This is a genomic window from Neorhizobium sp. LjRoot104, assembly GCF_964253725.1.
In the GTDB taxonomy this organism is placed as follows: Bacteria; Pseudomonadota; Alphaproteobacteria; order Rhizobiales; family Rhizobiaceae; genus Neorhizobium.
This window is the reverse complement of sequence record NZ_CAXURS020000002.1, coordinates 1380026-1393997: the sequence shown is the minus strand read 5'-3', so window position 1 is coordinate 1393997 and position 13972 is coordinate 1380026. Positions and strand designations below refer to the sequence as shown.

Sequence of the window (13972 nt, the reverse complement as noted above, 5' to 3'; positions counted from 1 at the left end):
AATAAATTCAAGCCGAGTATTCCTTGAGAGCGGCCGCGGCGGCCGTTCGGATGAAGCCATGATCGCTCGACACCAACATCGCACTCGCGCCGAGTTCGGTCGCAAAATTGAAGTCGGCCTTGCTGGTCGGCAACATCATGAGCGGAATATCGGCCTCCCGTGCCGCCGCCGCAATCCGCCTGCTCGTTTCCGCCACCTTGGCGCCGGCCTGCGGATCGCCTCGGTATGCTGCCGTCAGATCTCCCCGGCCGATGAATAAAGCGTCTATGCCGTCTACCCTGGCGATATCCCCCGTCCGGTCAACGGCTTCGAAATCCTCGATCATGGCGATGCAGGTGATCCGGCTGTCTTGCAGCGCCATATGATGTACCGCGTCAACACTTCCCCAGTTGCTGGCGCGTGTCAGTCCGGCAAAACCTCGGCTGCCTCCCGTATATCGGCAGCTGCGTGCAATGGCCTGGGCCTTTTCGACCGTGCTCACATGCGGGACCATGATCCCCATCGCGCCCGAATCGAGCGCCGACAGGATGTTTGCTTCGCTGAATTCGGCGATGCGCACGACGGGGGCGATATTTGATGCACGCGCGGCAAAGATCATCAGGTCGGTTATGTCGCGGCCGAGTGCGGCATGCTCCTGGTCGATCACCACGAAGTCATAACCGATCGCCCCCAAAATCTCGACCACCTGCGTCGTGGGAAGCTTGAGGAATGTGCCGAGCATCCGTTGGCGCGTCAGCAGTCGTTCACGGAATGCGGTAAAATCGGGACGCTGTTCTGTCATCTGGCTACCTTTCGATACCGATCCCTAGCCATTTCATTGCCAGAAGCGAAGGCAATTGCGGTCTCGTTTCTCCCTGCGAAATATGCCGCGCCCGGCCGACGTTTCTTCTCGCGAAACGGGCGGCGATACTCATTGCGATCCGTGGCGTCGGATGCGAGCCAATGTCTCAGGACAGTGCCAGTTCATTCGCACATGACGCTCACGGGGAACGCTGAATTTGCCTAATCCAACCATCATAAGCTGCGCCGTCACAGGCAATATCACGACGATCGACCAGTCTCCTTATCTGCCGGTCACTCCGGAGCAGATCGCCGCGGCCTGCATAGATGCCGCGCGGGCAGGTGCTGCGATCGTTCACATCCATGTAAGGCATCCGGACGGCAGGCCCAGCATGGAATTGCAGCACTACCGCGAGGTTGTCGAGCGCCTGCGGGCAGCGGACGAGGACGTGATCATCAACCTCACGACCGGCCCCGGCGGGCGTTTCGTCCCCAGCGAAGACGAACCGCGGATCGCGGCGCCGGGGACCACCCTGATGCGACCGGAGCAGCGGGTCGAACACATCGCTTCCTTGCGGCCCGAGATTTGCAGTCTTGATTTCAACACCATGTATTCCGGCTCTTCGGTCGTCATCAATACGCCCCGCAATCTCGCGGTCATGGCGGACATCATCCGGGATGCAGGCGTACTGCCGGAGATCGAGGTATTCGATACGGGAGACATCCAGCTCGCCAACCAGTTCCTTCAGGAGGGGAGGCTGGCAAAGCCCGCACTGTTTCAGATCGTGCTCGGAGTGCGTTACGGGGCAATCGCCACGCCGGAAACGCTGATGTACATGAGGTCGCTTCTGCCGGCTGGCGCTCATTGGGCGGCTTTTGGCGTCGGGCGCTGGGAGTTTCCGATGCTGGCGCAGGCCTGGCTTCTTGGCGGCCACGTCCGGGTCGGGTTGGAGGATAACATCTATCTGGAAAAGGGCGTTCTTGCCGCGAGCAACACCGTGCTCGTCGAGAAGGCCGTGCGCATTTTAAGGGAGCTTGGAGGCACAATCGCAACCGCCGGCGAAGCGCGAGAAATTCTGGGACTCAAGAAGCAGCTTCCCATGCCACGCTAGATCCTGTCGGCGATGGATGGCGCTCGGTCGGCTTCCCAGAAACGCAACCCAGCCTCAAGGCAATCCGGCCCCTCTTGCGGCGGGGCCAGACGATTTCGACCAAGGCCAGCAATGACTGGCAGACAAGCGGAGATGCCAATGTACGTTCAGGGTGACCCACGATCCAATCTGTCCAATGCTGCGAAACCGAGCGACACAAAAGTGCACGACAGCTATTTCGGCTCGCAGCTTGCCTTATTCTACGAAACCGTGCCCCAGATCGCCGATGCCAACGGCGACACATGGATCAGCCGCGGACAGAATTTTGTCGTCGCATACAGCAACGCCAAAGAAGGTGGCCTCTTCTCACGGCGGTCGCAGCCCGATGAATATGCCCTGATTATTCCCGACGAGGAGACGTCGGTCGAAATCACGACCGCAGAGGGAACCACCCTCGTTCCGGGATATTCCGTCGCCTTCGTGCCGCCGGGCGACAGCTCGATCCGGGTATCCAAGGGCGGCAGCATCGTGCGCCTTTTTACACCGAAGTCCGAGGACCTCGCCAGCATCGCCTCGAACGCGGATGCCTTCCTCGGGGCGCATCCCAATGTCCCGCCCTTCGAAGCCTGGCCGGAGCCGCCCGGCGGGCTGAAGTTGAAGTGGTACACGCTGGAGGTCCCGGACGATCCGTCCCGGTTCGGGCGGATCTACCGTTGCACGACATTCATGATCAATTACCTGTCGCCGCGCATCGGTCCCCGCGAGCGGGACAAGGTGTCCCCGCACCATCACGACGATTTCGAGCAATGCTCGCTGGCGTTAAGCGGTTCCTTTACGCACCATCTGCGCTGGCCCTGGACCACGAACATGAACATCTGGCGGGAGGATGAACATCTCTACTGCGAATCGCCGTCGATCTGCGTTATCCCGCCGCCCTCGATCCACACGACAACCGCTGAATCCACAGGGGTGAACCAATTGGTGGACATCTTTGCGCCGCCGCGGCTGGATTTTTCCGGGAAGCGGGGCTGGGTCCTCAACGCAGACGACTACCCGATGCCCGAGGCCTGACGGTCTATCGGCCGGCCGCCGGCGAGTCTAAGGTGTCGACGGGGGCTATGGAACGGTGTGAGCAAGTGCCGGATCGATGGCAAGGACAACTTTGCCGATCTGGCGGTTTTCGTCCAGGATGCGATGAGCCTCCTGCACTTGCCCGAACGGGACGACCTGATGAATGCGGGTAACGATGCGGCCGTCCTCGAGCAGCGGCCAAACGTGGTCGACCAGGTCCTTGGCAAGTCGTCCCTTGTAGGAGGGCGGCCTTGGTCTCAGCGTCGATCCGGTGATCGTCAGTCGTCGGCGTACGAGCGTACGGATGTTCACCTGCGCCGTGCTGCCTTGATGGCTGGCGATGAAGACGAGCCGACCGTCGTCCTTCAGGAGGTCCAACTGGCGCTGCGTCCCATTCCCGGCTTGCCCGTCCAAGATGACATCGACCCCTTCGCCGCCGGTCAGGCCGCGGATGTGGTCGTCCCAGGCATCGCGATAATCGACCGCGGCTTGCGCGCCGACGATCTGGCAGACCGCCCGCTTCTCATCGGTGCCGGCGGTTGCAAAAACGGTCGCGTCTCGAAGCTGCCTGGCGATCTGGATGCCGGCCATTCCGACCCCGCTGGTCCCGCCCTGGATCAGCAGGGTCTCCCCGTATGCCAGACGCGCCAGCCAGATCAGATTGTTCCAGGCCGTGAAGAAGACTTCCGGAAGCGAGGCAGCCTCTATGAAGCTCAGACCCTTTGGGACCGGCATGCATTGCACGGCCGGCGCCACGCAGAACTCCGCATAGCCGCCGCCGTTGACGAGCGCGCAGACCAGGCTTCCCACCCGAAGCCCGTCAACGCCTTCGCCGACGTCGTCGATGATACCGGCAACGTCGAGACCGGGAATTTGCGAGGCGCCCGGAGGCGGCGGATAGAGACCGCGCCGCTGCTGGACATCCGGTCGATTGACCCCGGCGGCGACGACACGGATCAGCACTTCTCCGGCCTGCGGCCGCGGCCGCGGCCGTTCAACGATCCGAAGAACTTCAGGCCCGCCCGGACGTTCGATCTCGATGACTTGCATGTGGCGAGGTCAGCGAAACGGAATGGTCACGTCGGCAATCCGACCAGCCTGGCCGGATTGTCAGCAACCATGGTCCGCACGTCCGTTTCGCTGAAGCCCAGTGCCAGGCAGAGCTTGATGGCCTGGCGCATGCCTTCCACCGGCGTGGGATTGTCGACCTGCCCGAGATCCGAGCCGATCGAGGAATGCGCGACGCCTGCAGCAAGGATGTGTTCCCTGAATTCCTCCGGCGCATAGGTGTTGAAGCGGGAATCGACGTACAGTCCGGCGGACTGTTCGATGAGGGCGCCCAGTTGGGCCAGTTCGCGGACGTCGTCAGGGGTGAAATGGAGGCCATACATCGGATGGTTGACGAGCAGACGCTTGACGCCCCGGGCACGCGCTTCATCGAAGAGCTTCCAGATTTCCCAGACATGCAGATGTCCGGAGGACAGGATCGCATCGAATTCCGCAATCATGTCGAGAATCTGCTTCACCTCGTCCAGAATGTTCCCGTAGGCGTCGAGAGGTGTCAGCGCCGGCGAATGTCTCAGCTGGACATTAGAAGCAAGGCGCGTCTTGCGATGTGCGCTGCGGATGTGATTGGCTGCCTGTGCGGTCGGCATCCAGATCAGCTTTGCGCCCATTTTCAGCTGAGCATCGACGACGAACGGGTTCAGTCCGCCTGTCGAATTGTTGAGCACGAGGCCGCTGAACATCGACAGACCTCGGTCTCCGAACAGCCGCTCCATCATCGGGATCACTGGCGCCACCGAATAGTGATGGTCCTTGAACAGAAGCCCCCGCATACCCGCCGCCGCCGCCTCTTCGGCGGCCTCCATGTGGTCGAGCTGCCGGGGCATCGTGGACGGACCGGAGTGAACGTGAAGATCAACCGCGCCACGGAGCAAAGTGCTGGCCAGTTCATCGTCAATACCGGCGATAAGCCTTCTGACTTCCTGTCTATTGCGGTTCACATCGTCTGCCGAAGCCATGGCTAATCTCCTACTTACATCTTGAACCTCCCTAAAGCTTGACTCCAGATCGCGACAACTTATCATCCCCGGCATTTCGCTAGTCGAAACAGCCATCTAGATTCTACGGGAGGAGGATCCATGGGCATTCGAGCAATCGAACGCGCGATGAATGTTCTGCAAGAGCTGAACCTTCACCCAATCAACACAATTGCCCAACTGCATGCCCGGACAAAGCTCCCGAAACCGACGCTCGTCCGTATCCTGCGTACGCTTGAGGAAGCCGGATATGTGGAAAATGATACACGCCAGGGAGGCTATCAGGTCAGCGGGCTGGTGACCTCCTTGAGCTCCGGTTTTCACAAGGGGCCGCTGGTCGTCGAAGCAGGACGCGCCTGGGCCATCGCAATGACCCGCAAGCACAAATGGCCGATAGCGATTGCCCTGCCGGACTACGACGGGATGGTGGTGCGCTTCAGCACGGTGCCGGACAGCTTTATTTCGCCGTTTCACAGTACGGTCAACAAGCGTCTCGGTCTGCTTACGCGCGGGCTTGGCCTGGCTTACCTGGCCTTCCTCGACAAGGATGAATTCGACCTGATCATCGACGTGCTGAAGAGGTCGGATGATCCGGAGAACGCACTCAGTCATCATCCGGCCGAACTGAAGCGGGTTGTCGGCAAGGTCCATCGAGACGGCTATGCCACCCGGTCGTCCCTCGTGGAGCCAAAGAACTCCAATACCATCGGCGTTCCCATCATCAGCCGGGGCGGGCGGGTGCTGGCGAGCATAGGGCTGACCTACTTCACGTCGGCCTTCGGCTCGGAACGGGAAGCTTGCGAACGCTACGCTCCGATCCTGCAGTCGGCCGCGGCTGCGATCTCGGAAGATCTGGACCGCCTATCCAACAGTTTTGCGGTCTGATCTACTAGGGTCGTCTGCCGGGCCGTCTTGGCGAGACCTGCGGTCGATCTGCAGCCATGTCAGCGGATCCGGCCGCTCTTCAGAACATGTTCGGTGCCGTTGCGGACATGCCGCGTCAGTATGTCCTGGGCGCCGCCGACATCCCGTTTCATTGCGAGTTCGAAAAGCCGCCGGTGGTCGTCCACCACCGGTTTGCCGCGGAAACTTTCGGCCAGCAGATGGTAACGCAGGAAGCGGTCGAAGACGGATGAGAGGGTCGCCATCAGCGTCTCGGAATTGCAGGCCGAGACGAGAGCCTGATGAAAGTCCCAATCGTAACGTACCCAGTCGACGGTGCGTGAGGCATCGCCTTCAAGAAGCTGACGCTCGATCGCCGAAAGCTTGTGATGCGCCGCGACGATCCGCGCCTCCCAATCGAGATCTCCCGTTGCAAAGGAGAGGCCGATCGCATGGCTTTCAAGCAAGATGCGAAGATCCGCCAATTCCAGGAGTTCCTGCCGGGACGCCGGGCTCACCTCAAACCCACGCTGCCCTTCGGCCACAACAAGGTTCTCTGTCGTGAGCCGGCTCAGTATCTCCCTCAGCGTCGAGACGCTGACCGAATAACGCTCCTTGGTCTGCTCGAGCCTGATTTTGGAACTGGGGGGTAGCGCGCCGGAGATGATATCCTGGCGTATCCGCCGAAATACGGTCTCGCCGATCGTCTCGGCTGCCTCTTTTTCTAATTTCAGCATGTTTCCTCCTCTGAGCCGATGGTATATAGCTGGTGAAGGGAAAAATACAGGATAGAACCACGTTAATATGATGTTTTTTGATTCATGCCTGAAAGATCCAGAAGTCAGGCAAGACTGAATTGACTTATACGAACTATTTCGTACAATACAGAGATGCGACGTTCTCGGGAGGAGAGCCCGCACAAGGGAGGCTTCGTCGCAGCTAGGCGGCGTGCCGTGAGGAGGAGGAACCAGCCCATGACATTCGATCTGACCCGCCGACACTTTCTCGGCGCCACACTGGCAACCGCCGCCCTGTCCGGGCCGGCGCTGGCACAGGACAAGCCGGTCCTGAAATTTTCGGCGGTATTTTCCGAGCAGGATATTCGCGCCCAGATGACCAAGATGTTCGCCGAGGCGATCGCTGGTTCGTACAAGCTGGAGCCTTATTACGGCGGCAACCTCTTCAAGCAGGGCACCGAACTCGTCGCCATCCAGCGCGGCAATCTGCAGATGGGCAATATCGCTCCGCAGGATATTTCCAACCAGATCCCGGAATGGTCGGTGCTCACCTCGGCCTATCTGTTCCGCGATGCGCAGCATGTGACCAAGTTCTTCCAGAGCGAGGTCGGCGCCGAGTTCAAGAAGATGGCCGACGAAAAACTCGGCGTTTATATTCTCGGTCCGACCTATTTCGGCGCCCGTCAGATCGGTTTGAAGCCGAACAAGAAGATTGCCACGCCCGCAGATATGGCGGGCATCAAGCTGCGCATGCCGGGGGGCGACGCATGGCAGTTCCTCGGCGCCTCGTTGGGAGCCAATCCCACGCCGATGGCCTATGCGGAAGTCTATACCGGACTGCAGACCGGCGCGATCGACGGTCAGGACAATCCTCTGCCCAACGTCAAGAACATGAAGTTCTATGAAGTCATGTCGCAGATCGTCATGACCTCGCACCTCATCGGCTACGACCTGCTCACCATTTCCAGCAAGATCTGGAAGGGCATGAGCGCCGATCAGCAGAAGGCTTTCCAGGCTGCCGCCGACAAGGCCATGAAGTGGAGCGAGGACCAGCACCTTGCGCAGGAAAAGACGCTGGTTGACGAATTCAAGAAAGCCGGCCTCAATATTTACGAGCCGAACATCGCCGCCTTCCGCAAATTTGCGCAGGAGAAGTATCTGGCGTCCGACCTCGCCAAGTCCTGGCCAAAGGGCGTCCTCGAAAAGGTCGCGGCCATCTGAAATGACCCGCCTCCGGGCGGGCTCCTTACAAATGCGGCGGCAGGCCGGCGCGGTGAAACGCCCGGCCTGGTGGCCGAACCTCCGGGGGAGGGGTCAATGAATTCGAAACTTATCGCTGCCGGCGACTGGCTGCGGCGCCGCGCCGAAAATCTCCTGGCGCTGATGCTGCTCGGCATGTTTCTCGCCTTCGTCCTGCAGATCATCTTCCGTTATGTCCTGAATCTATCGATCGGCTGGACCAACGAGATCAGCGTCGTGCTGTGGATCTGGATCGTGCTGTTCGGCGCTGCGTTCGTGGTGCGGGAAGTGGAGGAGATCCGCTTCGACTTTTTCTGGGCAGGCGCCGGCGATAGGGCGCGGCGGACGATGCAGGTCATCAGTGCCATAGCCCTGGTCGTCATGTTCGGCATCTCTCTGCCGGCAGTGATTGACTATGTTGCCTTCATGAAGGTGGAAAGCACCGCCTATCTGAAGATCCGGTTCGATTACCTGTATTCCATCTACATCGTCTTCGCCGTGGCGATGATCGTTCGTTACATATGGCTCGGGGTGCTCGCGGTTCGCGGCAAGGCGCCTGAAGCCTTTGATCCCACCAAGGCGGGCTCGGGCGTATGAACTTCGCAAGTCCCTTTTCGATCGCGATCGTTCTCATCACGGCGCTCGCCTTCCTCGGCCTGCCAATCGGCCTTTCCATGATGTGCGGCTCGATCCTCTACCTGCTCCTCGCCGGCGCGGACATGGGCACGGTGGCCGAGCAGTTTCTGAACGGCATGTATTCGAATTACGTCATCCTCTCGGTGCCCCTCTTCGTGCTGGCCGCAGAGTTCATGAATATCGGCTCGATGACCGAACGGCTGCTCGCGTTCTGCAACGTGCTGGTCGGCCGCTTCCGTGGCGGGCTGGCGCAGGTCAATGTGGTGCAGAGCATCATCTTCGCCGGCATGTCCGGCTCGGCGATCGCCGATGCCGCCGGCAGCGGCCGGATGATGCAGAACATGATGACGCGGGACGGGCGTTATACGCCAAGCTATGCCGCGGCGTTGACGGCCGCCACCTCGGTCATCGGCCCGATCATTCCGCCGTCGATCCCGATGGTGATCTACGCGCTCGTGTCGGATGCCTCGATCGGCTACCTCTTCCTCGCCGGGATGGTGCCTGGCCTGCTGATGGCCGGCCTGCAGATGATGCAGGTAGCAATCACCGCGCGGCGCAAGAATTTCCCTGTCGAAGATCCGGTGCCGCTGCGGGATATTCCCCGCATCACCTGGCGGGCCCTCCCGGCGTTGATGATGCCGGTCGTGCTTCTCGGCTGCATCTATTCCGGCATCACGACCCCGACCGAAGCTGCCGCGCTCGCCGCTGCCTATGCGCTGGTCATCTCGTTGGTCATCTACCGCAGCATCAGTTTCGGGGCCTTCTACGATTCGCTATTGCTCAGCGCAAAGTCGACGGCATCGATCGGCATGCTGATCGCCGGTTCCCTGGTCTTCAACTATGTCGTGACGATCGAGAATATTCCGGACACTCTCCGGGTGCTGTTGACCAGCTGGGACCTGACACCCATCGGCTTTCTCATCCTCGTCAACATCCTCCTGCTTCTGCTCGGCTGCGTGCTCGAAGGTACGGCGATCCTCCTGATCATCGTGCCGGTCTTCATTCCGACCGCCCAGGCGCTTGGCATCGACATGGTGCATTTTGGGGTTGTGGTGGTCGTCAACATCATGCTCGGTCTTGTGACGCCGCCCTACGGGCTGCTGCTTTTCATCATGACGAACATCTCCGGCGCGCCGGTCAAGGACATCATCAGGGACGCGGTACCGTTCCTTTTCTGGATGGTGGTCAGCCTCATCATCATCACTTTCGTGCCGGACGTCGTCCTCTGGCTTCCGCGCCTAATGGGCTATCAGGGGTGAGTCTATGAAACCGATCTATATTCTCAATGGTCCGAACCTCAATCGGCTCGGGAAACGCGAGCCGGAAATCTACGGAACCACGACGCTTGCGGAAGTGGAGGCGGGGTGCCGCCAGGCGGCGGGCGAGCGCCCGGTCGAATTCCGCCAGACCAACAGCGAGGAAAAGCTGATCGACTGGGTGCATGAGGCGATCGACGAAGGCGCAGGGATCATCATCAACCCCGCCGCTTTCACATTCACGTCCTTGGCGCTCCTTGATGCGTTGAAGATGTTCAAGGGGCCGATCATCGAGTTTCACATCAGCAACATCCATCGCCGTGAACCGATCTATCACAACTCCTACGTCTCCATGACGGCGACGACGGTGATGGCCGGTCTCGGGGCTACAGGTTATCCGCTGGCGGTCCAAGCCCTGGAGCGACTGATCGAAGAAAAGAGAAGATAGCCAGGTTGAGTGGCTGCTCCCGGGTAAATGACGGTCTCCGTCCAATAGGCTAATATTGACAGCCGATGTATACAGATCTATTGCTGGCAGAACGGCGTGGAGGGGGAGGCAGGCCGATGCATTTTTTTGGCTCGGCGTGGATTTCTGCCTTACATCGGCCTTATCACGGTTTCGATCTCTGGGTCGAAGTTGGTCGCGTTCAGCGGTAGTTTTGGCAAAGCGCGGCGTAAGAAGCAGGTGTGTATACACACTTTTGTGAAAGCGCGCGCCAGCTGTCGGAAACGACGGGGAAATGCGTGGTCACGCTCAGCCGGCGAAGTGAAAGCGGAAAATAGTCGGACGCCAAGCCAGCACGCCCGTTGACTGTTGGTTGTGATGTCCCCGATATATCCCGACAGGCTGTGATGGGCCGGAGACCGCAAGGAGGGCGCGGACTGTCACGCGAGCTTTGAGAGCAGTTCGTCTTAGAGGAGGAAAGAGAATGATTAGCAGAAGAACATTGATGGCTGCGGCAGGGCTCGCCATGGGCGGCCTCGTTGCCATTCCGGCATCCGCGCAGGAGACGGTCAAGATCGGCCTCGTGCTGCCGATGACCGGCCCGTTCGCGTCCACCGGCCGACAGGTCGAGGCGGGTGTCAAGGCCTATATGGCGCTGAACGGCGACACGGTCGCCGGCAAGAAGATCGAGGTCGTGTTGCGCGACGATGCGGGTGTCGCCGACCAGACCCGCCGTATCGCCCAGGAACTCGTCGTCAACGACGGTGTCAAGATGTTGATGGGCTTCGGCCTGACGCCGCTTGCTATGTCCGTGGCGCCGGTTCTCAATCAGGCAAAAATCCCGGCGATCATCACCTCGGCCACGACTTCGGCGATCATGCCGCAGTCGCAATATTACGTCCGCACCTCGATGGGTGGCCCGCAGTCGGCCGTTCCCGTGGCCACCTGGGCGGTCCAGAATAACCTGAAGAAGGTTGTGACCCTGGTTTCCGACTACGGTCCGGGCATCGACATCGAGCAGGGCTTTACCAACCAGTTCAAGAAGGAAGGCGGCACGATCGTCGAGGCTGTGCGGGTTCCGCTCGCCAATCCGGATTTCGCGCCCTTCCTGCAGCGCGTGCGGGATGCCAAGCCGGACGCGGTCTTCGCCTTCGTTCCTTCGGGGGTCGGTTCGCTGTTCATGAAACAGTTCATCGATCGCGGCCTGGCTGACGCCGGCATCAAGCTGATCGGTACCGGCGACATCACCGACGACGACCTCCTGAACGGTATCGGTCCGGCCGCCAAGGGCGTCATCACCGGCCACTTCTATTCGGCCCTGCACGACAGCCCGGAAAACAAGGCTTTTGTCGCCCAGGTGAAGAAGGCTGCCAACAACATGCGCCCGAACTTCATGTCGGTTGGCGGGTACGACGCCATGACGCTCGCTTATATGGCGCTGAAGAAGACCAATGGCGATACCGACGGCACCAAGCTCATCGAAGCCATGAAGGGTGCCACCTGGGTCAGCCCGCGCGGCCCGATCACCATCGATCCGGCCACCCGCGACATCGTCCAGGACATCTATATGCGCGAAGTCAAGGAAGTGAACGGCGAACTCTACAACGTCGAATTTGCGACCTTCCCGAAGATCAAGGACCCGAACGCCAAGTAAGGCGGGATGGAGCCTTCGACATCTGAATGGCGGACCTCGGTCCGCCATTTCTGGTTTCGGGTCTGCCTACGGGGCATCGTAAACTTAACGGCAACGGGGCCACACGATGGCGCGGGCCTATTTCGCTGGTCATGCTCGGGCGATCTTCGCCCACAGGTTCATCACCGCTGAACGCAGTTCGCGATGATGGCTGGAGGTGATGTCGTGGCGCGGGATATGGAACAGGTGGCAATCGGGTCATGGATAGAGACAAAGCGTTTTAGATGTGGCTGTGAGCTTGAAGCGCTTCATGATCCGCTCTCGCCGCCGGACTGGTTGGCGAGAATTCTCCGCCTGATTGTTCAGGCCTTTGTGGGAACGGTGCTCGATGCTGGGCATGATCCAACCTGCAGAACTGCTTTGCCGTTCCGGGTTCAGCTTCAAAAAAACGCTGATGGCGGCGGAACGCGAACGCGCAGATATCAGCCAGGAGCGCGATGAGTGGTGTAAGCATCGCCAGCCAGCGATGCAGCAGAGCCCTGGATTTTCACCAGCCGGCCTCTCGCAGCACGGTGGGTGAACCTCTCGATTCACACCGCTCCCATCAGGTAAACGGGTTCGTTCCGAACGCCTTCCAATGCACTAAGAGCCCCGGATTTCCATGTGCCAGCTTTCGCAAGAAAAAACTGGCGCGGCTCCAGCGGTTGTTTCACAATCCTACAAATGGGGAACGCTGGATGATCTGGTGCCCAGGCGTCGGCAGGCATTAGTGTGCCTCATGTCTGATGATCTTGTCCACCAATTTGCCTGAGCTGCCCGTATATCCGGCGGTGTCAAGTGTCACCATATCTTGGCCGGCCATTCCCGGATGCTCGGCAATTGCCTGTGTAAACGCGACGCCTTCCATGACGGAACGCTGGGCCGCTTCGTAGAGCAGGTGATGGGCCTTGTGGCGACCGATGCGATCGGAAAGCTGCATCATCGCGGCTTCCGAAACGATTAGCCCGTTGGTGATCTCGACATTGCTCTCCATCGCGTCGGCGTGAACAACAAGGCCATCGACCAGGCGCGCGAGCGTTTCTGCCACCGAGGCTCCGAGGATGGCGATTTCCGGTACGGCGACATCGCTGACATTGGACGCCGAGGAATCGCCTTCGTCCAGACGCAGCATCGAACCCATCAGCAGGGGGAGCCGCGCGGACAGGAGTCGGCAGAGGCTGGTCAGCAGAAGTGCTGACGAAGGATTGCGTTTCTGGGCCATGGTCGAACTGCCGACCTTGCCTAAGTGGAAGGCTTCTTCCACCTCTGCAATCTCGGTTCGCTGCATGAAGACGATGTCATGGGCGATCTTGTCTGCCGTGCCGGCCAGCAGTCCGAGCGCGCAAAAATAGTCGTTGGCGCGGTCGAAGGACGAGCGCATCGGCAGTATTGCAGGCTCGAGGCCGAGGACCGCAGCCATTTCCGCCTCGACCGCCGGGCCTTTGTCGCCCATGGCCGCAAAGGTACCGATCGCACCGCCGAGGCAGGCGACGAAGGATGGTCCGATGCGATCCTGGAGGCGCTTGCGGTCGCGGCGGATTTCTTCCAGCCAGCCGGCCACCTTGAAACCGAACGTCATGGGGAGTGCATGCTGGCCATGGGTGCGGCCGGCCTGCAGCGTGTCGCGATGAGTGACCGCAAGCTTTGCCAGCGTGTCCGTAGCTGCCTGCAGACTTGCGTCGATCAGGGTGTGGGTGCGCTGCATCTGCAGGGCGACGCCGGTGTCGAAAATGTTCTGGGTGGTGGCGCCCCAGTGGATGTAGCCCGCGGCCGGCTCGCCGCTGAATTCTTCAAGCTGGCGCAGCACCGGCACGAAGGGATGCTGGGCGTAAGCGATCTCGCGGCTGAGCCGTTCCGTGTCGAAGCGTTCGAAACGGCAGGCTTCGGTGATGACCGGCGCGACGTCGGCCGGAATGACGCCGAGACGGCCCTGTGCCTGTGCCAGAGCTGCCTCGACATCCAGCCATGCCTGCAATGTCTGATGGTCGCTCCAGATTTCCTTCGCCTGAGTGCTGAACCAGTGGCGGGTGATGAAGGAGTCGAACATTCCGACAGTCATGGCAAATCCATTGTCTTGAAAAGGGATAAGAGGGGCGCGCTCCGATTTTGCGCAGCGCGCCC

At 60.3% G+C, this 13972-nt stretch carries 14 protein-coding genes and 1 pseudogene; 9 read left to right on the top strand and 6 right to left on the bottom strand.

What is annotated here, in order from left to right:
* Window positions 1-7 precede the first annotated feature (7 nt).
* Entirely contained in the window at window positions 8-781 is a 774-nt protein-coding gene (locus ACSQ8R_RS28750) for an HpcH/HpaI aldolase family protein (protein ID WP_436256741.1), read from the bottom strand.
* Between the two features lie 217 nt (window positions 782-998).
* Between ACSQ8R_RS28750 and ACSQ8R_RS28745 the strand changes: the two genes are divergently transcribed.
* Window positions 999-1892, top strand: a complete 894-nt coding sequence (locus ACSQ8R_RS28745; RefSeq protein WP_436256740.1) for a 3-keto-5-aminohexanoate cleavage protein — start codon at window positions 999-1001, stop codon at window positions 1890-1892.
* Between the two features lie 249 nt (window positions 1893-2141).
* Window positions 2142-2942, top strand: coding sequence for a hypothetical protein (locus tag ACSQ8R_RS28740; RefSeq protein WP_436256739.1), 801 nt, complete (start codon window positions 2142-2144; stop codon window positions 2940-2942).
* Window positions 2943-2987: 45 nt separating this feature from the next.
* On the opposite strand, the gene ACSQ8R_RS28735 is transcribed toward ACSQ8R_RS28740, so the two are convergent.
* Together ACSQ8R_RS28735 and ACSQ8R_RS28730 are read right to left on the bottom strand one after the other, a co-directional pair.
* Window positions 2988-3992, bottom strand: a complete 1005-nt coding sequence (locus tag ACSQ8R_RS28735) for an NAD(P)H-quinone oxidoreductase (protein ID WP_436256738.1) — start codon at window positions 3990-3992, stop codon at window positions 2988-2990.
* 26 nt (window positions 3993-4018) lie between these two features.
* Window positions 4019-4966, bottom strand: coding sequence for a DUF6282 family protein (locus ACSQ8R_RS28730; protein ID WP_436256737.1), 948 nt, complete (start codon window positions 4964-4966; stop codon window positions 4019-4021).
* Window positions 4967-5086: 120 nt separating this feature from the next.
* Here ACSQ8R_RS28730 and ACSQ8R_RS28725 point away from each other — a divergent pair, with 120 nt between their 5' ends.
* Complete coding sequence (locus tag ACSQ8R_RS28725) at window positions 5087-5869, top strand: helix-turn-helix domain-containing protein (protein ID WP_436256736.1); 783 nt, start codon at window positions 5087-5089, stop codon at window positions 5867-5869.
* Between the two features lie 59 nt (window positions 5870-5928).
* Here ACSQ8R_RS28725 and ACSQ8R_RS28720 read toward each other — a convergent pair whose 3' ends face one another.
* Window positions 5929-6603 (bottom strand): GntR family transcriptional regulator, encoded by a 675-nt coding sequence (locus ACSQ8R_RS28720; protein ID WP_436256735.1) that lies wholly within the window; start codon window positions 6601-6603, stop codon window positions 5929-5931.
* A 237-nt stretch (window positions 6604-6840) separates the two neighbouring features.
* Between ACSQ8R_RS28720 and dctP the strand changes: the two genes are divergently transcribed.
* From dctP to ACSQ8R_RS28695, 5 genes are all read left to right on the top strand, one after another.
* Window positions 6841-7824, top strand: a complete 984-nt coding sequence (gene dctP, locus ACSQ8R_RS28715) for a TRAP transporter substrate-binding protein DctP (protein ID WP_436256734.1) — start codon at window positions 6841-6843, stop codon at window positions 7822-7824.
* A 96-nt stretch (window positions 7825-7920) separates the two neighbouring features.
* The gene (locus tag ACSQ8R_RS28710) at window positions 7921-8439 is read left to right on the top strand and encodes a TRAP transporter small permease (RefSeq protein WP_436256733.1); all 519 of its coding nucleotides are present in this window, start codon (window positions 7921-7923) and stop codon (window positions 8437-8439) included.
* On the top strand, window positions 8436-9737 hold the full coding sequence (locus tag ACSQ8R_RS28705; RefSeq protein ID WP_436256732.1) for a TRAP transporter large permease: 1302 nt from the start codon (window positions 8436-8438) through the stop codon (window positions 9735-9737). The genes ACSQ8R_RS28710 and ACSQ8R_RS28705 overlap by 4 nt, the downstream gene beginning before the upstream one ends.
* A gap of 4 nt (window positions 9738-9741) precedes the next feature.
* Window positions 9742-10182 carry a type II 3-dehydroquinate dehydratase gene (locus ACSQ8R_RS28700; protein WP_436256731.1) on the top strand — a complete coding sequence of 147 codons (441 nt, stop codon included), beginning with the start codon at window positions 9742-9744 and terminating at the stop codon, window positions 10180-10182.
* Between the two features lie 481 nt (window positions 10183-10663).
* Window positions 10664-11833: an ABC transporter substrate-binding protein gene (locus ACSQ8R_RS28695; protein ID WP_436256730.1), complete on the top strand. Its 1170-nt coding sequence runs from the start codon at window positions 10664-10666 to the stop codon at window positions 11831-11833.
* A 129-nt stretch (window positions 11834-11962) separates the two neighbouring features.
* On the opposite strand, the pseudogene ACSQ8R_RS28690 reads toward ACSQ8R_RS28695, so the two are convergent.
* Window positions 11963-12214, bottom strand: a pseudogene (locus ACSQ8R_RS28690) (IS6 family transposase); the annotation flags it as partial.
* On the opposite strand from ACSQ8R_RS28690, the gene ACSQ8R_RS28685 reads away from it, so the two are divergent.
* Window positions 12201-12392 (top strand): hypothetical protein, encoded by a 192-nt coding sequence (locus tag ACSQ8R_RS28685; RefSeq protein ID WP_436257343.1) that lies wholly within the window; start codon window positions 12201-12203, stop codon window positions 12390-12392. The pseudogene ACSQ8R_RS28690 and the gene ACSQ8R_RS28685 sit on opposite strands and share 14 nt — an antisense overlap.
* Before the next feature lie 186 nt (window positions 12393-12578).
* Here the strand turns inward: ACSQ8R_RS28685 and ACSQ8R_RS28680 are convergent, their stop codons facing one another.
* Window positions 12579-13910, bottom strand: coding sequence for a class-II fumarase/aspartase family protein (locus ACSQ8R_RS28680; RefSeq protein ID WP_436256729.1), 1332 nt, complete (start codon window positions 13908-13910; stop codon window positions 12579-12581).
* Window positions 13911-13972 lie beyond the last annotated feature (62 nt).